The organism is Duganella lactea, from assembly GCF_009857505.1.
In the GTDB taxonomy this organism is placed as follows: Bacteria; Pseudomonadota; Gammaproteobacteria; order Burkholderiales; family Burkholderiaceae_D; genus Rugamonas; species Rugamonas lactea.
On record NZ_WWCP01000002.1, the window covers coordinates 273806 to 292291 of the forward strand.

Annotated in this window: 22 protein-coding genes and 2 tRNA genes; all 24 read right to left on the minus strand. The window is 61.7% G+C overall.

The window, feature by feature from the left end; genetic code table 11:
• Window positions 1-2 precede the first annotated feature (2 nt).
• A complete protein-coding gene (locus GTP44_RS03815; RefSeq protein ID WP_161018386.1) occupies window positions 3-968 on the minus strand; it encodes a hypothetical protein in 966 nt (321 codons plus the stop codon).
• A gap of 64 nt (window positions 969-1032) precedes the next feature.
• Window positions 1033-1497 (minus strand): hypothetical protein, encoded by a 465-nt coding sequence (locus GTP44_RS03820; protein WP_161018387.1) that lies wholly within the window; start codon window positions 1495-1497, stop codon window positions 1033-1035.
• 52 nt (window positions 1498-1549) lie between these two features.
• Entirely contained in the window at window positions 1550-2719 is a 1170-nt protein-coding gene (locus tag GTP44_RS03825) for a major capsid protein (RefSeq protein WP_161018388.1), read from the minus strand.
• 143 nt (window positions 2720-2862) lie between these two features.
• Entirely contained in the window at window positions 2863-3666 is an 804-nt protein-coding gene (locus GTP44_RS03830; protein ID WP_161018389.1) for a DUF6651 domain-containing protein, read from the minus strand.
• Window positions 3667-3802: 136 nt separating this feature from the next.
• Window positions 3803-4030, minus strand: coding sequence for a hypothetical protein (locus GTP44_RS03835; protein ID WP_161018390.1), 228 nt, complete (start codon window positions 4028-4030; stop codon window positions 3803-3805).
• Complete coding sequence (locus tag GTP44_RS03840; protein ID WP_161018391.1) at window positions 4015-4287, minus strand: hypothetical protein; 273 nt, start codon at window positions 4285-4287, stop codon at window positions 4015-4017. Before GTP44_RS03840 ends, GTP44_RS03835 begins: the two co-directional genes overlap by 16 nt.
• Window positions 4284-5885 (minus strand): putative phage head morphogenesis protein, encoded by a 1602-nt coding sequence (locus GTP44_RS03845; protein WP_202423966.1) that lies wholly within the window; start codon window positions 5883-5885, stop codon window positions 4284-4286. The genes GTP44_RS03840 and GTP44_RS03845 overlap by 4 nt, the downstream gene beginning before the upstream one ends.
• Window positions 5882-7312, minus strand: a complete 1431-nt coding sequence (locus tag GTP44_RS03850) for a DUF4055 domain-containing protein (RefSeq protein ID WP_161018392.1) — start codon at window positions 7310-7312, stop codon at window positions 5882-5884. Before GTP44_RS03850 ends, GTP44_RS03845 begins: the two co-directional genes overlap by 4 nt.
• An 11-nt stretch (window positions 7313-7323) precedes the next feature.
• Window positions 7324-8607 (minus strand): terminase large subunit domain-containing protein, encoded by a 1284-nt coding sequence (locus tag GTP44_RS03855; protein WP_161018393.1) that lies wholly within the window; start codon window positions 8605-8607, stop codon window positions 7324-7326.
• Window positions 8591-9052, minus strand: coding sequence for a DUF2280 domain-containing protein (locus GTP44_RS03860; RefSeq protein WP_161018394.1), 462 nt, complete (start codon window positions 9050-9052; stop codon window positions 8591-8593). Before GTP44_RS03860 ends, GTP44_RS03855 begins: the two co-directional genes overlap by 17 nt.
• Before the next feature lie 31 nt (window positions 9053-9083).
• The gene (locus GTP44_RS03865; RefSeq protein ID WP_161018395.1) at window positions 9084-9677 is read right to left on the minus strand and encodes a putative metallopeptidase; all 594 of its coding nucleotides are present in this window, start codon (window positions 9675-9677) and stop codon (window positions 9084-9086) included.
• A gap of 355 nt (window positions 9678-10032) precedes the next feature.
• The gene (locus tag GTP44_RS03870) at window positions 10033-10248 is read right to left on the minus strand and encodes a hypothetical protein (protein WP_161018396.1); all 216 of its coding nucleotides are present in this window, start codon (window positions 10246-10248) and stop codon (window positions 10033-10035) included.
• A 508-nt stretch (window positions 10249-10756) separates the two neighbouring features.
• Window positions 10757-10832: transfer RNA gene (locus GTP44_RS03875), tRNA-Thr, on the minus strand.
• Between the two features lie 5 nt (window positions 10833-10837).
• Window positions 10838-10912 (minus strand) — tRNA-Gly (locus GTP44_RS03880).
• Between the two features lie 107 nt (window positions 10913-11019).
• Window positions 11020-11247 carry a YodC family protein gene (locus GTP44_RS28170; protein WP_371867138.1) on the minus strand — a complete coding sequence of 76 codons (228 nt, stop codon included), beginning with the start codon at window positions 11245-11247 and terminating at the stop codon, window positions 11020-11022.
• 57 nt (window positions 11248-11304) lie between these two features.
• Window positions 11305-11526, minus strand: coding sequence for a DUF2158 domain-containing protein (locus GTP44_RS03890; RefSeq protein WP_161018398.1), 222 nt, complete (start codon window positions 11524-11526; stop codon window positions 11305-11307).
• 55 nt (window positions 11527-11581) lie between these two features.
• Window positions 11582-11746: a hypothetical protein gene (locus GTP44_RS27120; protein WP_202423967.1), complete on the minus strand. Its 165-nt coding sequence runs from the start codon at window positions 11744-11746 to the stop codon at window positions 11582-11584.
• Window positions 11747-12606: 860 nt separating this feature from the next.
• Window positions 12607-13140, minus strand: a complete 534-nt coding sequence (locus tag GTP44_RS03895; RefSeq protein ID WP_161018399.1) for a hypothetical protein — start codon at window positions 13138-13140, stop codon at window positions 12607-12609.
• 74 nt (window positions 13141-13214) lie between these two features.
• Entirely contained in the window at window positions 13215-13640 is a 426-nt protein-coding gene (locus GTP44_RS03900) for a hypothetical protein (protein ID WP_161018400.1), read from the minus strand.
• Window positions 13641-13642: 2 nt separating this feature from the next.
• Window positions 13643-13867, minus strand: a complete 225-nt coding sequence (locus GTP44_RS03905) for a hypothetical protein (RefSeq protein ID WP_371867139.1) — start codon at window positions 13865-13867, stop codon at window positions 13643-13645.
• Window positions 13864-14688: an ATP-binding protein gene (locus GTP44_RS03910; RefSeq protein ID WP_229256767.1), complete on the minus strand. Its 825-nt coding sequence runs from the start codon at window positions 14686-14688 to the stop codon at window positions 13864-13866. Before GTP44_RS03910 ends, GTP44_RS03905 begins: the two co-directional genes overlap by 4 nt.
• On the minus strand, window positions 14630-15478 hold the full coding sequence (locus tag GTP44_RS27390) for a YdaU family protein (protein ID WP_161018401.1): 849 nt from the start codon (window positions 15476-15478) through the stop codon (window positions 14630-14632). The genes GTP44_RS03910 and GTP44_RS27390 overlap by 59 nt, the downstream gene beginning before the upstream one ends.
• Window positions 15475-15660 (minus strand): hypothetical protein, encoded by a 186-nt coding sequence (locus GTP44_RS03920; RefSeq protein WP_160990294.1) that lies wholly within the window; start codon window positions 15658-15660, stop codon window positions 15475-15477. Before GTP44_RS03920 ends, GTP44_RS27390 begins: the two co-directional genes overlap by 4 nt.
• A 160-nt stretch (window positions 15661-15820) precedes the next feature.
• Window positions 15821-18463, minus strand: coding sequence for a DNA methyltransferase (locus GTP44_RS03925; RefSeq protein ID WP_161018402.1), 2643 nt, complete (start codon window positions 18461-18463; stop codon window positions 15821-15823).
• Between the last annotated feature and the right edge of the window lie 23 nt (window positions 18464-18486).

Here is an 18486-nt window from a genome sequence, read left to right on the forward strand (position 1 = left end):
GACTAGCCCGGCAGAATTTCAGCCGTAAAGCCCTCCAACACCACGTAGTCGGCGGCGTTCGTCAAGGCGGCGCTGTAGAAAAACGGCTGGTCCACAGACATGTCGAATGATCTTTGTAGCTGGGGCAATTGCACAGGGCCATATCCCCAACCACCCGCGAAATACGTTTGCGAATTCTGCGATCCACGGTTTGCAAGCCGAACCCGACCACACGTTCCCGTGGCGCCTGCTCCTGAAATATTCAGGCCAACGAATAAATTAGTCGGTGTCATACCAGCGTAGTAGGCTTTATTGTTCGCGGTGTTACTTGATCCGAATATGACCTCCGACCTGAATACCCCATTGGGGCCCATCGCGCCACCGGGGACCGTCACATTACAGAGTTGGGTAATCGAAAGTGATTGCGTGTACGCGCCCGATCCGACGGCTGCCGTAAGCGGGCCCACTGGTATGTACGAAACGAATGGCGACACAGCTGGATTAACAAATAAATCCTTGACCGAGCCTACGGTAGTCGAGCTAAACGTGCAGTAGTAGAGCCCCGCAGCACCGCCGACAATGGCGCCGGCGGGCAACTTGATCCATGCGCCCGCATAAACAACATTCAACGCGGTGCCCAGCGTGATTGTGCCGTCGGCAGCAACACTACCGCTAGGGACGATAATGACCGGCACCGCTGATTGAGCGATCACGCGAGGGATATTCAGCAGACCGCTGCCGGTGGTGGCCGTGACCATCCCCACCGAGCAGCTGATGCGCACCCGCTGAACACCCGAGAAAGGCCCGATTGGAGGCAGCGCGCCCGGGCCGATAGTCCACGAGCGGACCGAGTTGGAGCCGCCCGCCACCTGATCCAGCAGATAGGCGACGCCGGCGGCAGCATCCGAGCCAGAGAGCGTCAACAGCTCGCCTTCTTGCAGCGTGATGGTCTTAGCGGACTCGCCGGCGTTGATCGTGGTGGTGGGCATGAGCTATCTCACTGTGGAATTAGGAAAAGCCCGCGCGCGGCGGGCTGGTGGTGGTTGGCGCCGATCAGGCGCCGGTCAGCAGAGCAAGCAGCTCGGCCTTATCAGCGGTGGACGAGAACGGCACACCTTTCGCGGTCAGCGCCGCTTGCAGCTGCGCCTTGGTCATGCTTGCTGGGTCGATTTGCGCGGCCTGCGCGGCGGCCAGATCAGCCAGGCGCTGGGCCTCGGTCGCGTTGGCCATCTCGCGCTCCAGCAAGGTCTGCTCACGCGCATCCAGCAGGCCGGCGCGCTGGTTCAGTTGCAGCTCGCGGTCGTCCAGTTGGCCCTGGCGCACCAGCAGTTGATCGTGCATGGCCTGCAATTCCGGTTCGGATGGATTCAGGTGGCCCGATTCGGCGGCATATTCCAGCAGCGCGTCGCGCGACTCCTGGTCGAAGGGCTCGTGCTTTTGAGGATCGAAATCGGACACGTTGATGACGACGTAGTCACCCTGGCTGGGGTGGCTTGGTTTGATTTTGATGGTTATCATCTCTTCTCGCTGGTTCCCCGGCGCCGTACTGGCCGCCGGGTGGGTTGTTGGTTTAGCCGCCGATCAGGTGGCCGCCCAGGTGCCCGTTTGGCGCAGCGGTACCCCAGGCCAGATTGACCTCATAGCGGACTTGGCGCTTCTGCTTGTAGATGCAGAACTCGTAGGTGATACCCGAAATCGGGTCGGTCACCATCATGACGTCGTCTGCCGAGTCGCCACCTTCAGGCATGGCCGGCGCGCGCGTCGCCAACTGGATCGCGGCACGCTGGAAGAACACGTTGCGCACAGTTGCGGCGATCAGGGTGATGCCGGTTGCCGAAGGTGGGATGGCCTGGCGCAGACCTGGCGCTTGCAGGCGGATCTGGCCGCCATCGGCCATGTTGGTATCGCCCTGCGCCAGGATGTACTGGTTCGGGTCGCCCGCGAGCTTGATGATATCGCCCGCCAACAGGGTGCCGGTGCCAGCGGATGCCAGATTGATCAGGGTCGCGCCCTTGGCGTAACCGGCGTTGTTGGTGGTGGCGCCAGTTGCGGTACCTGCGGTGATCAAGTCGCCGATCGCGCCGGAGTTGTGCAGATCGAAGCCCTGCACGATGCTGATGGCGCCACGGCGCAGCAGCTCGTCGGTGCCGGCTTCGTTCACACGGAACAGGCCCGGCTGTTTGCCTTCGAGGTTCGCAGCAGCCCCCGAGCCCAGAACCATGTGCAGGTCGGACAGTGGTGCGCCATTGTCTTTCAGGATCTTCTTCGGCTGAGAGAAGTCCGACAGGTCGCTCGCCACACCGAATGGGGTCGTGCCCGGAGTGCCGTAGGCGCGGCTCAGCTTCAGGCTGGTCGCGGCCAGGTCGGTCTCGACCTCGTTCGTCAGCGTGCGCAGCGCTTGGGCGATGCGCTGCTGATTGACGTTGGCGTAGGTGCCAGCGCTTTGCAGGCGCATGGTGTCGTCGCCATTGATGCCGAACGGCACCGAGCGCTGCTTGTTGATCGTCATGTCGACGTAGTTGATGGTCTGATCGCCAGCGTCGGCTGCATACGCGCCTTGGGTCAAGTCTTCGGCCGCCATCGCGCCAACCACCGGCGATCGGACGGTTTGGTTCAGCGCCGCGCGCGCTGCGGTCGAGTCGCGGGACACGGCCGGGATGAAGCCCACGTTCTCACGTGCGATGACGTTCATCGCCGCATAGATGTCGGGAACCAGGCCGTTCAGAGTCAGGGTAGTCATAAGTTTCGCCTTTCAGAAATGAAAAAAGCCCGCCGATGCGAGCCTGTTGGGGTGAATTGAATGTGTGAAGCAGAGGCCGATCAGCCAAATCACCCCTCTAGCGATACGGAGAGGTTTGGCGCGATGGTCGGATGGAGCTGGTGTTAGCCGGAAATGGTGGTGCCGGCCTTCATTGCGTCCGCGCGCTCCTGCACGCCCATGGCCTCGAACTGGGCGCGAGAAATTTGCTTGCTGCCGGCTCCGCCGGTGCCGCCGCTCGACGCGCCACCACCGGATGCGCCGCTGGCTTTCAGGATCTGGTCCTTGAACGGGCAGGCGCGAACCAACTGCTCCAGGCCTTCGTCAAAGTCCGCAACTTCGCCGGGGCGGCTCGGCGAGTACAGCTTGTTACCGTTGCTGTCGTACGGGACCAGCTTGCCGTCCTCGACCTTGAAGTTGTTGCCGAAGTAAGCGCGCGCCATCTCGGCCGGGATGGCCAGGCGGCTAGCGTGCTTGTCGTCGGTCAGCAGTTTCGAGCTGGTGAAGCTTCCGCCGATCATATGATTGTTCAACTCGCCGGTGCGTTTCTCCAGCGTGGCGGTCAGCTCCTGAATCTGCGTGGTGCTGGCCTTGGCCGCCGCCGTAACCTGCTCTTCCGCAGCACGCTTCGCAGCATCCTTGATCTCCTGCACCTGGGCAGCGGTCTTCAGATCGCCGACGGACAGGCTCTTCACGGTTTCCAGCGCCTTACGCGCTGCTTCGCCGTCGTCGATGCCCTCGAAGCCCTTCAGCTTCGTTTCCGCTTCGGTGAAGCGGCGCTTGTAGTCGGTGTTTTCACCGGTCAACTGGCCGATCTTGGTGAAGGCTTGGGCGCCGTCGAATTCGATCTCGGCGCCGTCGTCTTTAACGTACACCGGCTTGCCATTACGCAGGACCGCATTGCCCTTGTCGTCGAGGAGTAGTTTCATGGTTGAACTTTCTGTTCAGGAGGGTTGAGGGCTTGCTGCCCGAGGTGGCCGGCGGTTCGCTTGCTGCTCCGCGCGCGGCAATAAAAAAAGCCGCCAGGTTGCCCGGGCGGCTTGGGTAAGTCTGGATAAATTGTGTTTAAGCTACAACTACGCGGTCGCCTTTCAGCATGCAGCCGACGCAAATAATCTGCCGCGTGCCGCCCTTGAGCTTGCGCGCCTGAATCATGGCGCCGATGACCGTCTCAATAAACTCCCGACCCGCGCAGCGCGGGCATTGCAGCATCTCAGCCGGCTTGGTGGCCGTCCGGGATTTAAGTTTGGTCTGCTCTGGCGCGGGCGCCGACGGAACTACATGGAGGGCCACGGCATCTCCACGTCGGCCGGGCCGGGCGTCTGGATCTTCGGATCGTCCGGCTCCAGCACGGCGCTGTAATCTCCGCCGAAGAATGCGATGAACGGTTCGCCAACACCCAAGTCGGTACGCTTCTTCCAGACGCGGTGACCGTTGACCAGCACGATCACGTCGCCGGAATGACCAGGTGGCGGCAAAAAGCGCGCGCGCAGTTCCTCAACCGAGGGAACGCGGGTAGCTTGCAATTCGCTGTTTAGGCCAGTGTTCACGACGCCTCACGGGTGTAATTGATCCCCAGCTTCGCAGCAGCGCGAATCCAGGCAATATGATGAATTTCTGCGGTAGCGAACCGAGCATCCAGCTCGCCACGATTCACCATTGTATCAACTTCCTTCCGCGCCGCCGACAGTTCCGCGTCGAACGTCTGGCCGATCAGTTCCTCGGCTGGCCAGGCGCCCTTCACGGACATCATGTGGCGATAGTGCGGCGCCACGGCGCGAAGCTCCGACAACTGGGCGAACGATGCATTTCGCACATCAGCGACCGAGAACGACAGGCCGCCCGGGTGGTTGTGAGTGAACAACGCGCCCTGCATACCCGCCAGCTCATCCTCAAAATAAGTCACCCGATCCGGCAGGCCTGAGCGCTTCAGCAGCACCGCGCCATCGGCGCCGATGAAGGCGCCGAACTCGTTCGCCTCGCCACGAATCGCGTTTTCCATCTTGACGGCCGCCGCGCGCGCCGGCGTGCTGACGTCGGGCTGCACGCGGGTATAGCCCGGGTCGTAGATCGAGAACTCACCCTGCGGCTGCTTGAACTCGCGGGCGTCGCGCACCGCCATTTGACGAAGTGTCAGCGTGCGTCCCCGGTCATTGGTGAACACCTCGGCCTTGTAGCCGCCCTCGCGGTACGCCCTGCCCTTTGCCTTGCCCAGGATCTCATCCTGCGCCTCGGCGGTCTGCGCTTTCAGCCAGTCGTTGTAGCTGAGGTTCGCATCGACCGGCCCGCCGGCGGCCGAGCGCTGGCCGTAGAGCGACTTCTGCCCCTTCAGCAGCGCGATCGACGTCGAACGGCAGCGCCAGTGCAGTCGGCCCGGGCCGGCGCGGTACGGCACGCTGTGGCCGACCGGCTTGTGGTCGATCGGTGTGTACAGCAGGTGGTCCCGCGCGCGGCAGTCCGGGGTCGTCTTGCCGTCCAGCGTGCTCACCCACATCTCGTCGCCGAGGATGTCGAGGTTGTCCTTGTAGAAGGTGTTGCGCGTGATCTGCGCGGTGTGGCTGAGCGCCGTAGACACCACGGCATCGATCTCGCGCCGACTGGTGTCCAGCAAGCCGTCAGCGTAGTTCAGCGCCTTGGTGCCGCGAATCTCGCGCACGATGTCGGCGGTGGTCTTGCCCTGGGTGTAACCCATGCAGATGCTGTCCTTGATGCGCTGCAGGCGGGTCTGGCCTAGGCCGGCGGCCCAGTCCTTGAGCAAACGGCCCTGCATCGGCTGCGCCACGGCGGCAGCGTACACCTGCGCCGGCACGATGGCCGCAATGCTGAAATCCACCGGCACGACGTGCTTGTACAGGTCGTACTGGAACTGGCCTTCATACTCGACGTAGGCGCGCAGCTCGTCGGTCATACCTTCGTACAGCGCTGCATAGGCCTGCGCGTTCAGCTCGCGCGCCGACTTCAGCAGCGAGTCGAGCCGCTGGACCTTGAACGAGTCAGCGTCGACGTCGGCCAGCGCGGCATTCAGCTGGGCGATCAGGTCCGCATCCGTCAGATTCAGAATCCGGATCATCTTCGCCAGCACGAAGTTCCCGTAGCCGGCCATGTCCACCTGGTGGCGGACAGCGTGGTTCAGCAGCGGGTCGATCATTCTTCGTCAGGGTTAGGTGCAGGCTTATTCGCCGGTGGCGGCAGCGGATCGTCCATGGTGCCCGGCGCCGGGCCTTGGCGCTCGATGCGCTCTTTCTCGGTTTCCCAATCGATGTCCGGCTTGACGATGCCGCGACGTTGGAATTCCTCGTGCAGCGATTCGTCGGACAACTTGCCGGCCTGATTGGTCTTGAGCAGCAGCTCAGCGCTTGCCTCGGCCAGCGTGGCGGCGCCGAAGTCCTTGAACAGGGTGACGTGGCCGCCCTGCTGCTCGCCCAGCCACTCAGCCATCAGCTGCAGCGCTTGGTCGGCGGAATCCTCGATGTTCTCGGCCACCTTCTGGAGTGCGCACGCGCCCTGCTCGTTGTCGGCCAGCGTCTGTGATTCGGTGATGTTGCCCGGCTTGATAACCAACAGTTCGGCGCCGGCCTGGCGCATGCGGTCTTCGATATCAAGGATCGACTTGCGACCCGCCTCGATGGCAGCACCGGTGTGCTCAACGAACTTCATGTCCGCATCAGGGTTGGTGGCTTTTACCCCCGTGCCCGCGCCGACCGCCAATTCCACGCCGTCCCCGAGCATCTTGGTGAACAGGATCGGCACCCGAGCGACGTGCAGGATGTTCTGCTGATCGCTCTTGCTCTGCCAGTGCTCCACGTTCGCATAGGCCAGCTCCAGCAGCGCCGGCCGGGCGCGCATGAAGCCCAGGCGGTTGCCGTAGACCGGCACGAACGGGATGCCCTTCAGGGTGGTGACGCCGCTCTCGAAAGGAGCCCATTCGTCGTCGCTCTTGTTCTCGACCTTGCGCCAGGTCTCCCACGCGCCACGGCGCAGAACGCGCACCTGCTCGATGGTTTTTACGTCGAAGTCGCCGTCCGGCACCTCGACCGCCTCCAGCAGGCGCAGCTGCGTCAGGCCGGATTTATCGGACAGCCAGCCCAGGATGCAGCGGGGGTGGATCTGCACGAAGTACGGCCGCACGCCAGCGGCATCCTCATCGGCCTTGGTCACGTACAGCGGCTTGCCGTTCTCGTCCTTGGTCGGCGGGTAGTCCACCAGAATGCCCGAGAAGCCGTAGCCCAGCGCTTCCTGCCCCACCTCCGCGAGGAAGGCGTGCAGGTTGCGGCCTTGGCGGTCGACGTCTTCGCACAGCGCTTGAATCTTGGCCGGCACATCCTTGCCGTAGGTGATCGGCTTGCTGAAGGGCTTGGCGCCCAGCACCTCGATCGTGCGCTGGTACGCCGGGAACAGCGTGGCGACGGCCAGGCGCGTTGCATGGGCCTTATCCTCCTCGCCTGGCCATTGAGGCAGGTAGGCCTTGCCGGCCGCACGCATGGCGTCGGTGCCGCCCAGCAGCGCATCGATCAGCGCGCAGTGCTTGTTGAGCGCGGCGGCTTCGGTGGATTGTTTGCGGACTGGGTGGACCATGGAATTCCTTGTTACATGCGCAGCGACGAGACGGTGGTCTCACGCTTCACGATTGGGTACCGCTTGACCATGAAGTAGCCATTGGCATCGTTCGGGTGATCGTGGCCGGACTTCTTATCAGGCTGGCCATCGGCGCCCCACACCTGCTGCTCCAGCGCCTCGGTGGTCGTCGGACACAGGTCGGTGTTGATCTTCCAGCGCCGCACGCCGTCGGCGTTCAGGATCATCGCGTTGTAGGCATTGACCCGGTCCTTGACTGCTGGGTTCGAGTGGTCGACCTCGATCTGGAAGCCGGCCGCGCGCAGGATCGACAGGTCGGACTCGCTGGCGTTCTTGCTGCTGGTGTTCTGGCCGGACGCATCCGGGAAAATCTTGACCTGGTGGCCTTTGTCCTTGAAGTCCTCCTTCAGGATTCGGGCCATGGCCGGCGTGTCGCGCACCTTCACTCGCTCGGCCAGCGTCAGCGGCAGACCCTCGCGCACGACATTGATGCAGGCGGTCATGTTCTGGACGTTGAAGTCGAGACCCACCTGCAGCGGTTCGCCCGGCAGGATGATTGCCGTCGAGCGGTTCTGTACGCGGTCAAAGTCCGGATAGACGCTGCCGCTGGTCAGGTTGGTGAACTTGCCCCGCAGGTAGGCGTCGATCAGCGCTGGCGGGTAGCTGGCCAGCAGCGACGGGATGTAGTCCGCCGGCAGGTTCAGCTCGTTGTCGAACGTGCTCGCCTGAATCAGACCATACAGCGCGGCCAGCTCCGGCTTGTCGCGCAGCGCCTTCACAAACTGCTGGTAGACGAACTTGAAGCCCTCTGGCGTCGTCGTCACGTCGATGCCGTTCAACAGCCCGGGCACGTTGTAGCGCATCCGCGCGATGATCTTGCGCCAGGCCGTCTCGGCCTTCTTCATCGGCATCACGTCCAACTCATCGATCAGCGCGTGGCCGATCTTGAAGCCGACGATGGTCTCGGGCTTCTCCATCGAGCGACAGATGACCGTGCCGCGGTAAAGCCGCCCCTCGTAGACCTCGACCTCGTGATCGCCCTGCTTGACCTTAATGCGCAGGCCCAACGCGTAGGCCACCTCTTCCATCGTCGGATAGAAGATGTCGCGGATCTGCGGGTAGGTCGGCGCGAAGTAGCCCTGGCTAATTCCCGGCCACTGCCAGAAGTGCATGCAGATGCCCACGCAACCAACAAACGTCTTACCGGAGCCAAATCCGGCAACGTATGCCTTGTACTTGTGCGGCAGGTTGAGGAAGTTTGCCTGCGGGACGTTCAGTTCAAGCTGCGGAGTCATCGCGCTTAGCGGCGTCCTTTACGCCGATGGTGATTTGCACAGGCGTCGGCGGCTGGTCGTTGGTTTCCGCCTTGTGCTTGTTCACGTACACGTCGCCGACTTCCTTGGCGGCCTGCTCGATCACCTGCACGGCCAGTGCGATGTTGCGCATGTTCTCCGCCTGGTGCGCCATCCGACCCAAGGCGCGAAGGCGAAACGCCCGGCTCGCAATAGGAATCTCCGCCACCTCGTCGCGAAACTTGGCGCGGGTGTCGTTGAAAACAGTGCGCCATTTCGCGCTCAGGTTGCGCCCGACGTAGCAGTTTGGGTCGTAGCATGCCACCTGCTGGCGGAGCACATCGAGCCCGAATTCTTCTTTTACTGCCTTCGCCACCTGCGTCGGCGTGTCGAAACAGGCCAGCGCTTGGACGATGAACAGCTTCACCTCGTCTTTGAGTGCGGCCATATGTTGCCTTCCGGTAAAGCGTGCGTAAAGCTCACGCAGCCTTCAGCAAACAGGTGCCGCACGCCCTCGCTATGTTGATCTTTGCCACCTCTGGGGTGGCGTTTGCTGCTGCGACCAGTTGGGCCAGCGTGCCGTCTGGGTGACCTATGCCGTAGCGGCGGACCACGCCGACGAACTCTTCGACATCGTGGCCGCGAATCATCAGCTTCGGCATGCCGTCCTTGGTGAAGGCTGGACTGCCGAAGGCGTCCTGCTCTTGGCCGATGTGGTAAAGCTCATGCTCCACCAACGCGCAGAACTCGGCGTCGCTGCATGTCAGGCAGTAGCTGGCGTCCAGGGTGATCAGGTAATCCGGCACCGCGCCGAACCAGTCGGCCATCTGCTGTTGCTGGCGGCCCTTCTGCCACGGACCGCAGCGGAAGAGCATTTCTTCGCACTGGCCGATCACGGTGCGCCCCTGCTTCTGGAAACCGCTCGGCGCCCAGAGGAACTGCACGTCGGCGTATTCCAGGTGTGCGTGATCTTCGTTGTGCAGCTGGCCGCCCTCCGTAAGGATCTCGGCCCGGGCCCAAGTGAGCACTTCAGGCGCTGTGGCGAAGCGGCAATTAAGTGGATCGGCGAACATAGCCGGCGGCATCGGGCGGCAAACACCCGGTGCGCTTTTAGTATGTCGTTTCATCCGGCCTCACAGAAAAGTGCGACCGGGAACTAGATCACTTAGTTAACGGTCCAGCAGCTAGTGCGTACAAAATATTCATGCCGATCTTAAAGTAGGCAATCTCTCTGTGTCCGCTGAACTGTGCATCAATTCCAAATTCAACGCGTGCATTAAGTTCGCCTACAAAAGCTGCACCTCCGGACGAGAAAAAGACCGACCACATGGGAGTCCATGTTGTTCTATCCAAATTATCGTATCCACGTCTCTCAACGATAATTTTTCCATTGAGCTGTCCGTCGACTTCCACGTAGTGAAAAGTGAGTCATCCGCTGTTCGTCGGGCTTTCCACTAACGCAAGATGTCTCTTCTCCGGATCTGGTTGAAATACCAGGCCAATAGAGCCCAAATCTCCATCTGCCGCGAACAAAACGGCAAGATTGTCGACAAGTGCCGCAGCTTTTCGCTTTATCGCTTCGGCCGAGTTGTGCCAGTATCTCGCATGCTCCTGTTCTTCCTGCGTAATGACTCGGTAATTCATATGCCCCTCCGCTAATGTAGGGTGAGCATTATGACATTAACTAAGTCGTCGCCGCCCGCTCCGGACTGGAACCACCGGGCGCGGTGATCTGCACCCGGTGGCCGGACCCACCCGGTCATGTTTCGTCGGTTAACTGCGCCCGCTTTTCGTAGCCCGCCCGCTGGAGCGCGATGGACGGCAGCACAACATTACTTGGAAGGCCAGCTGGCGGCCATCGTAGAGTTCGGCGCACGCGGCACCGGCGCGCGGCGGTCAACACCCCACAGGATCATCATGATGGCGAGCAGTGACATGTCAGCGTCGAATAATAAGGATGAAGTACAGACCGCTCCCGATCCAGCCACAGAACCACGCCTGCTCTGGAATTGCTCGCGCAGCGAGGAAACTCACTGTCGCGATGGAGATGCCGGTCATCACACGAGTAACGAAGTGCAAGGAGCGCATGGCCACCTCGAATAAAAAAGCCGCCCGAAGGCGGCAAAGGTCCATCAGGGATGAGCGGGAGAACTGGTGCCCCGACGAGGATTTGAACCCCGGACCAACGCCTTACGAAAGCGCTGCTCTACCGACTGAGCTATGAGGGCGAAACTGGAGCGGGCGACCGGATTCGAACCGGCAAATGTCGGCTTGGAAGGCCAATGCAGTACCGTCTTGCTCCGCCCGCATTGCGGCGCCCGGGATCACCCAGGCCAAAACCGCGATACTGCTTTTGCCACCCTGCGGTCTCATCCTCTGCCGTGGCTTCGGGATTAACGCAGGTGCAGCGAATTCTTATCGAGCACCGAAACAGGTCAAACACTCAAGGTCAAACGGGTGGCTGTGCAGCGCGCCATCGACCAGCCATTGGCAGATCGCGCGGCCGGCGGCGTCAATGTCGCACACAGTCATCTGAGGGCCACCTGAGCGCAGCATCACCCGGTTGCCAGGCATCACGGACCGAAGGTTTGGCGGTGCGTAGCAGATAGCCAACTGGCACGTGTCGAAAATCCCGGAGTGCATATTGCAACCCTCAAATAAAAACCGCCCGAAGGCGGCCTGATTTAGTTTGAGCTCAAACTAGCTGCGACGCAAGCCGACGGCGCCAATCGCGGCGGCATAGGGTTTTAAGACCGCCACATCAAACACATCTTCCTGTCGGATATTTTTGGCATCAAACCACATGCACTTCGCACCATCCTTTGGCCCTCCACTGCCAGTGTAGTCACCAAGATCAACGACCGACATTTTCGGACCACCGCTAACCAACTGAACCACTGCACCCTTCGCGATACTGGACATTCCATACTCCCATTTTTATTGATGGAAGTACATTTTAACTTTTCTAATATGCAAGTCACTCAGGCTCAAAGCGGTCCGGCTGGCAATTCTGCGGCAGCAGATGCCACCCCAGGGCACGACGGATCTCGTCAGGGGTTGGCGGCGGGTCCAGCGGCGGGTGCGTGCGCGATTCGATCCACTCGCGGACGTCTTCCTTGGAGGGCTTCGTCGTCTGCGTCATGACCGCCTCACGCCGGATGCGGAAAAAGAAAAACCGCCACGAGGGCGGTTCGGTTTTTGCTCCAGCGCTATCTGCGAAGTGAGCGGTACACGCGAGCGAAAGCATCAATGGAATTGGTGCTAGCCTCGAATCTCGGTTATCGTTGGAACTGTGGTTCGCATTACGAGTGCCAAGAGTGTGTAATTGCGACGTTAACGTACTCCCAAAGAGAAGTCAAATTTAATACACGCGCATAATCGTGTACTTGTAGTCCCTGCAAATCCCACCATCCATAAATGTGGATTCGCCCAAACTAGGACCATTAGATGAGTTTGCTCCAGCGGGCACCGTGTAAGTCGTCGGCGAACTATCCGGGGAGGCAATTCCCCTTGACCACACTACGTCAGCACGACGGCTCTCGCCAGTGCTGTTACAGAGACGAGTGGTTCGCGATGAGCAACCCTGATTGTTCCCTGCGTTTCCATAACAGACATACACCGTAGGGCCCTGTTGTGGAGTAGCCTGAGCCAATTGAATCGGCCGCGAGGCACGAGCTTGCGTAGAAGTAGGTTGCTTCGCATTCACCTCAGGACCGACAATCCCTCGTGACCCAAAAAGCGAGTCAGCCGACTGCTCTGCGACAACACCTTGGGCGCACGCGGATGGCGTTGATAACAAAAACATCACAGAAACTAGCGTCGAAGAAACGAGAATTAATAGCTTTGCAATCATGATATTTCCCTCTAAATTTAATTAAATATTAAACTGGGATAATTACAAGTATCACAATAGCACGATGCAACAGAAATGCTATAGATTTGCCAATTTTTTATAACTTGCCAGTTGTAACCAATGCCAAGTTAACTCAATGCGGCGACACATCATCTCAGTGAAGCTGCGGCCCGTGAGTTGTGCGACTGGAGCAATCCTTCCAGCTCGCTGACCATGTCCAGCACGCGCTCACGCTCGAAGCCGCCACCACCGACCTCACCGCGGCCAGTCCCCTTGCACGGCACGCAGATGCGGCGATCCAGCGTGTTGCCGCTTCCCGAGCAACCGGGGCACTTACCATCCAGCCAGTAGGCCAGCGAGCGCTCAGCGACGCGGCGGTACAGCGCCTGGGCGGCCTGCGCATCCCAAGCACTGCCCTCCTTCACCCATTTACGTTCGCGCCCCTTCTGGATCACACGCTCGGTCCAGATGCGCAGCAGGCTGGCCAGGTTGGCGGTACCAGACTCGAACAGCCGGTGCTGCGTGCCGTCTGCGTACTTCACGCGCGAGAGCAGCGCACCCAAGCCGGCGCCGGCAACGTCGGCCAGCGCCGCCGCGCACAGCGCATCGGTGGCATGGTGGTGCTCATCGTCGCGAAGGTCAGACGAATTGACGGCGTGCAGGTAACGGTCAGCGAAGCCCATGTGGCGTACTCCAAGGTGTGTGGCTGGACGTTAACACAGTAATTTCCGCAACGCTAGGCTGTCGAGATTGCAAGTCATACGCGCAGCACCCCGGATCGATCGAACTCGGCGACGGCCGCCGACGCGGCGCGAGCGATGTCCGCGTTCGGCACGGTGCGCAGAAAGTCCATCACCTGCGGCAGGCCAGCCTTCAGTGTGCGCATCTCGTTGCCATTGGCACCGGTCTTGCCGACTCGCTCAGCGCGGTGCTGGATGTCGGCGCACGCCAGCACCATCGATTGCGCCAACTCGCGGATCGGGTGGCCGGCCGGCGCCGTGCGCTTGGCAAGGTCGGCGGCAGACAACAGGTCGTAGATGTGCTGCTCTTGCAGGTGATCCATGCCCAGCGCGATCATGGCCTGGTAGCCGGGCATTTCCATCTGCACCTGGCGGCGCATGCCGAGCGGCAGCAATGCCGGCTTCGGCCGATAGGCCTTGCGTGGCTTCTTCGTGTTTGCCATGATCAGCTCCGGCACAGGCTCAGCGCCTGGTCTTCGCTGAAGCCCTGCTCGACCAACGCGAGGTACTTGGCGCGCGTGATCTGGGCTAGCAGCTGCGCCATTTCGCGGTGCACGTCGATGTTGTCGCGCATGTACCGAGCGGTCTTTTCCAACTCCGCCCGCCGTGCATCCTTCTCCGCCTGCGGCATCAGCGTCACCACTGCCATGTTGTCGTCTTTGCTGCTCACGCTACCACCTCCCGTCGTCCACGATACGATTCCCAATCGAACACCACAACCTTGCCGCCGCCCTCGCGCAGCCGGTCGACCGCGCGCGCGCCGAGGTACTTCTCCAACTCGCCGATCGCCAGGTTGCTGATGATGATCGTCGGCCGACGCGACTCGTAGCGGCCGTTGATGATCTCGAACAGGATCAGCTTCTCAGCGTCGGTGCCGAACTGCACGCCCACCTCATCGAGGATCAGCAAGTCCGGCTCCACCAAGTCGCGCAGGGCCTGCGCTTCGGTGCGCTCGACGCCCTTGCCGAAGGTTTCCTTCACCGACCGCACGGCGCGGATGACCGAGGTGAACACCGCCTGACCACCCTGCTCCAGCACGGCGTGCGCGATCCCGACGGCCAAGTGCGTCTTGCCGGTCCCGACGTCGCCGCAAAAAATCAGGCAAGCACCCGACCTGCGAACAGCCCCGAAGTTGTCGGCATATCGCTGAGCTACGGAGAGCGCCTGTGTGGCCTCCGGGCAAGTCGGTTGATACGTGGACAGCCTGTGATCCGAAAAGCGCTCTGGAATCGCCGCACGGCCCAGCCTGGCGTCCCACGCACGGGCCGCGAGCTGACCGCGCCATGCAACCTGCGCCGCAGCGGCGTCAGCCATTTCGGCGTCCTTGGCGCAGTCTATGCAGGTCGACCAGTTGCCGGCCACCAGCATCGAAGCGAACTCGCCGTGGCGCTCGCAGTGCTCCAGCAGCGCGCTGAAGTAGCGAGGGCGGCCGTCAGAACGAGCCATCGGCGCCAACCCCTGCGCGGTAATCTTGCGTGGCGAAGTTGTCATGTTTTTGTCCTTTCTGCGGCGTGCCGCGTTTGATCGTCAGTTGGTCCCATTTCTCCCGCAGCTTCGCCGGCGACAGGATGTTCGCGCGCCAGAAGGCGTCCTCCTGCGCCCAGCCAAACAGCTCGCAGATTTCGCGGTGCGCCCGGCCGTCGCGCTCACGCATCAGGCGCACGTCACCAGCCCAGGTGCCGATGTTCGGCGGCTTGTGGTCCGGGTTTCCCTTCCTGATGCGGTCGAACAGCCACTGCGCGCACGCTTCGTCTGCGGGCGTGTGCTTCGGCTTTTTCGCGGCCTTGCCGTTACCCATGTCGGCATCAGCCTGGCTGTCGGGACTTTGTTCCGACGAAGAGGTTTTAATATGGTTATTGGTTATTGGTTTATGGTTAGTTGGAGTGCCGTTCAACGTTTGTTCAACGTCCGTTGCAACGCCCGTTGAACTCGCGTTCAACATTTGCTGCCGTTTTATTTCTCTTTTGGCAGCAGATGCACGCCCAGCGGCCGATTTTTGGCTTGTGTTGGTACGGTAGTCCTCGATCACCTCTTCGCAGCGGAAATGCATCCACCCGCGTTCGGTTTTCGTAAAGAACTCGTTCAACACCTGTTCAACGGCCGTTCGTTCCTCGTTGGTACGGGCGATGATGCGGCGGCACAACGAGTCCACATCGAGCGTCAGCGGGTGCTCGGTGTCGTAGTAGATGTCCATCATGTCGCGGTACACACTTCGCTCCAGCCTAGTTAGGTGCCTGGTCGCGCGGTCGAAGTCCCCAATGTGGTGTGGGTAGTGGTTCACTGCCGCACCTCCGATACTGCGGCCGGATAGGCGGTGCGGCCGGTCAGTGCGTCGCGGACAGTCGAGACTGCGACGCCCAGCTGGCGCGCGACCGACTCGTAACCGGCGCCACGGACACCGGGCTTATACGCCGCGCGCGCGGCGCGGACCTGATCGTCGGTGAGTGCGTGTCGGCGTGTCATGTATTCTCCTTTGACGTGTATCGATATTCTGCTTGGGTCGACCGCGACCGTGGTGTGGTCGAGACCGGCGCGGGGCCGAAAACCGAAGATGCGCCAACGCGCTGCGCTATGGAGTGCGCTGGGAATTCGCCACCCATCTCGTCCGAGAAGGTTTTGGACGTCATTGCTCATTCTCCTGATCAAGCGCCGCCAGATCGAACAACGTAGGCATACTGACCTCGCGCTCCGCCAGCTGCAGGTAGTGCACCTGGTCGCGGAAATAGCCGGTGTTGAGCTCGGAGCCGGCGCCGTAGCGGCCGAGCTTCACGGCGCGCACGCCGACGGTGCCGAGGCCGTGGAACGGATCGTAGACCGTTTCGCCCGGATTCGTGTAGCGGTTGATCAGGCGGTCAACGACTTGAATCTGGAAGGGGCAAACATGTTTCTCCACGGCGCGCGCCGACTGCTCGCCATTGAGCGTCTGCATGCGCACGATGTCGTGCCAGACCATCGGGCTTTTGCTACCCGGCGCCAGACTGAGGTAGTCGGCCGGCAGCGCCTTGTTCGCCAGCATATGCTCGCCGACAGAAACGTGGAACTCGTAGTCGTAGACGTTCTGGAGTGACTGCTCGGTGAACAGTTTGGCGAGCTTCTTAGGCCCGTAGCTGGCCAACTCAGCGGCGCCAACCAGGCGGTTGCCGTCGGTGGGCCAGAAGGCGTGCGCATCGACCTGCCAGCGCGCGACGCTGTAGCCGGTGCCGGGGATGGGTGGCAATTTGCGGTCGAACGGCACGGCGGCGCCGGCCTCGTCAAGGCACAGCGGCTTCGCCTTGGTCACCGGCACGTCGGCGTAGCCCTTGCTGCGGTCCGTCTGCGGCTTATGGAACAGCAGCACGTACTCCGGCATGCCGACGCCCATCTTCGTGCCGTCCTTGCACACCTCCGAGTAGCCCAGGCGGTAGGTCTGATTATTCTCGCGCACGACGTCGGTCACGATGGTGATCATGCCCATGTAATCGAAGCCGTGCTCACGCGCGTGGAAGATCGCCTCAGCGTGGAATGGGCTGACGGTTGGCACGCCGGCACCGGTGACGTTGCCGAACAGGATGCGGTCCTTGACGTGGCAGGCGTAGATGCGGCCGGGCCGCAGGATGCGCAGCAGTTGTGGCGTCAGGAAGTCCATCTGGGCCCAGAAGTGCTTGTTGTCCTGCGTGTGGCCGAAATCGTTGTAGCTCGGCGAATACTCGTAATGGTTGGCGAACGGGATCGACGTCAGGATCATGTCCACCGAGTTGTCGGGCTGCTCCAGCGCTTCCAGCACGCAGTCGTTGTTCGCAACGGTGAAATGCTCGCCGACGGCGACCTGGCGCTGCACGCCGATGGTGCGCGCCAGCGAATCTTGCATCTGCAGCTGATCCAGCCCGTATTCGCGAATGATCTCGCCCATCATGGCCACTGCACCATCGTGCAGCCGCCATTTTTCCATCAGCGTCGCCAGCACCGCGCGCTCGACCTCAGTGTGGATCAGGTGCACGCTGCAGGTGCCGGCCTGGCCGAACCGGTAGATACGGTGGACGGCCTGGATGAAGTCCGCGAACTTGAAGCCGATGCCGGCGAAGATCATCAGCTGGCACTGTTGCAGGTTCGGGCCGGCGCCGTACATCACCGGCTTCGACAGGAAGATGTCGGTGCGGCGTTCGCGCCAGTCGTCCATCAGTTGCTCGCGCACGTCCTGATCCTGGCTGCCGTCCAGCGACGACAACGTCCAGCCGGCCGCCGCGATGGCCTTCTCCAGCGCGCGCTGCTCGTCGTTCAGGTCGCACCAGACGATGGCCTGCGCGCCGACCGGCCGCTGGTGCAGCAGGTCGACCACCTTGGCGACGCGGTCGGCTAGGCTCTCGCGCTTCTCTCCGGCCGCGGCCGAAAGGCCCATCGCGACGTTCGGGATCAACAGGCCCTGCCCGCTCTTCTCGTTGCCGGCGGCCTGATAGTTGCTGACCAGCTCGTGCACCCGCAGGTCCAGTGGCGGCAGCGTGTAGCACTCATCGGGGTGTCCCAGGTCGCTGGGTTTTTGCAAGTACAGCGCCCAACTGGCCACCCACAACCAAAACTCTTGCACCTTATGGGGATAGAGCGTCAGGTCACCCGCCTTCTCGCTGTTGCGCTGGAAGAAGCGGGTCAGCGCCTGTCCGGTGTCCATAACGCCCAGGAACCCGGCGTAGTGGATCAGCTCCTTCAGGCGGTTCGGGCTCGGCGTGGCCGTATAGACGAACTTGAACTCGATACCCTCAAAGATGTGCAGGAACTCTTGGAAGGTCTTGCTGCCGTAGCTGCGCAGCACTGCTGCCTCGTCCAGCGCCACCGCGCCGAACAGCTTCGGATCGATCTTGCCGTCGCGGACTGGCTCGTAGTTCGTCACGTAGATCACGTCATCGCGGTCAACCTCGCTGCTCGACTTGATGAACTTCAGCTCGATGGCCTGATCGCCGGTGAAGCGCTGGCGCACCTCGCGCGCGAACTCTTGGCGCACGCCCAGCGGCATGATGATCAGGCGGCGCACGCCGGCGCGGTGGACGCCGATCTGGCGCATGACCTCCAGATTGGTGGCGGTCTTGTGCAAACCAAAGCTGGCGAAGATGGCGCGCTGGCCACCAGCGAGCGCCCAGCGCACGATATCGCGCGTGTGGGGCTTCAGGTGCGGGTTAATCTGCGCAAGCGGCACATCGAAGCCTCTCTTCGGTGCCAGCTTGATCTTCTGGCGCAGGAATTCACCGTATTCGGCCTGCACCAGCAATTTCAGTTCTTCAGGGCTAAATGCGCTCATTGTTTCTCCGTTTCAGTAGTTAT

Excerpts from the sequence above, each read along its gene's own strand:
- GTP44_RS03815 (WP_161018386.1), bottom strand. The coding sequence starts at position 968 with ATGCCCACCACCACGATCAACGCCGGCGAGTCCGCTAAGACCATCACG.
- GTP44_RS03820 (WP_161018387.1), bottom strand. The coding sequence starts at position 1,497 with ATGATAACCATCAAAATCAAACCAAGCCACCCCAGCCAGGGTGACTAC.
- GTP44_RS03825 (WP_161018388.1), bottom strand. The coding sequence starts at position 2,719 with ATGACTACCCTGACTCTGAACGGCCTGGTTCCCGACATCTATGCGGCG.
- GTP44_RS03830 (WP_161018389.1), bottom strand. The coding sequence starts at position 3,666 with ATGAAACTACTCCTCGACGACAAGGGCAATGCGGTCCTGCGTAATGGC.
- GTP44_RS03845 (WP_202423966.1), bottom strand. The coding sequence starts at position 5,885 with ATGATCGACCCGCTGCTGAACCACGCTGTCCGCCACCAGGTGGACATG.
- GTP44_RS03850 (WP_161018392.1), bottom strand. The coding sequence starts at position 7,312 with ATGGTCCACCCAGTCCGCAAACAATCCACCGAAGCCGCCGCGCTCAAC.
- GTP44_RS03855 (WP_161018393.1), bottom strand. The coding sequence starts at position 8,607 with ATGACTCCGCAGCTTGAACTGAACGTCCCGCAGGCAAACTTCCTCAAC.
- GTP44_RS03860 (WP_161018394.1), bottom strand. The coding sequence starts at position 9,052 with ATGGCCGCACTCAAAGACGAGGTGAAGCTGTTCATCGTCCAAGCGCTG.
- GTP44_RS03865 (WP_161018395.1), bottom strand. The coding sequence starts at position 9,677 with ATGTTCGCCGATCCACTTAATTGCCGCTTCGCCACAGCGCCTGAAGTG.
- GTP44_RS03870 (WP_161018396.1), bottom strand. The coding sequence starts at position 10,248 with ATGAATTACCGAGTCATTACGCAGGAAGAACAGGAGCATGCGAGATAC.
- GTP44_RS28170 (WP_371867138.1), bottom strand. The coding sequence starts at position 11,247 with ATGCACTCCGGGATTTTCGACACGTGCCAGTTGGCTATCTGCTACGCA.
- GTP44_RS03890 (WP_161018398.1), bottom strand. The coding sequence starts at position 11,526 with ATGTCCAGTATCGCGAAGGGTGCAGTGGTTCAGTTGGTTAGCGGTGGT.
- GTP44_RS27120 (WP_202423967.1), bottom strand. The coding sequence starts at position 11,746 with ATGACGCAGACGACGAAGCCCTCCAAGGAAGACGTCCGCGAGTGGATC.
- GTP44_RS03895 (WP_161018399.1), bottom strand. The coding sequence starts at position 13,140 with ATGGGCTTCGCTGACCGTTACCTGCACGCCGTCAATTCGTCTGACCTT.
- GTP44_RS03900 (WP_161018400.1), bottom strand. The coding sequence starts at position 13,640 with ATGGCAAACACGAAGAAGCCACGCAAGGCCTATCGGCCGAAGCCGGCA.
- GTP44_RS03910 (WP_229256767.1), bottom strand. The coding sequence starts at position 14,688 with ATGACAACTTCGCCACGCAAGATTACCGCGCAGGGGTTGGCGCCGATG.
- GTP44_RS03920 (WP_160990294.1), bottom strand. The coding sequence starts at position 15,660 with ATGACACGCCGACACGCACTCACCGACGATCAGGTCCGCGCCGCGCGC.
- GTP44_RS03925 (WP_161018402.1), bottom strand. The coding sequence starts at position 18,463 with ATGAGCGCATTTAGCCCTGAAGAACTGAAATTGCTGGTGCAGGCCGAA.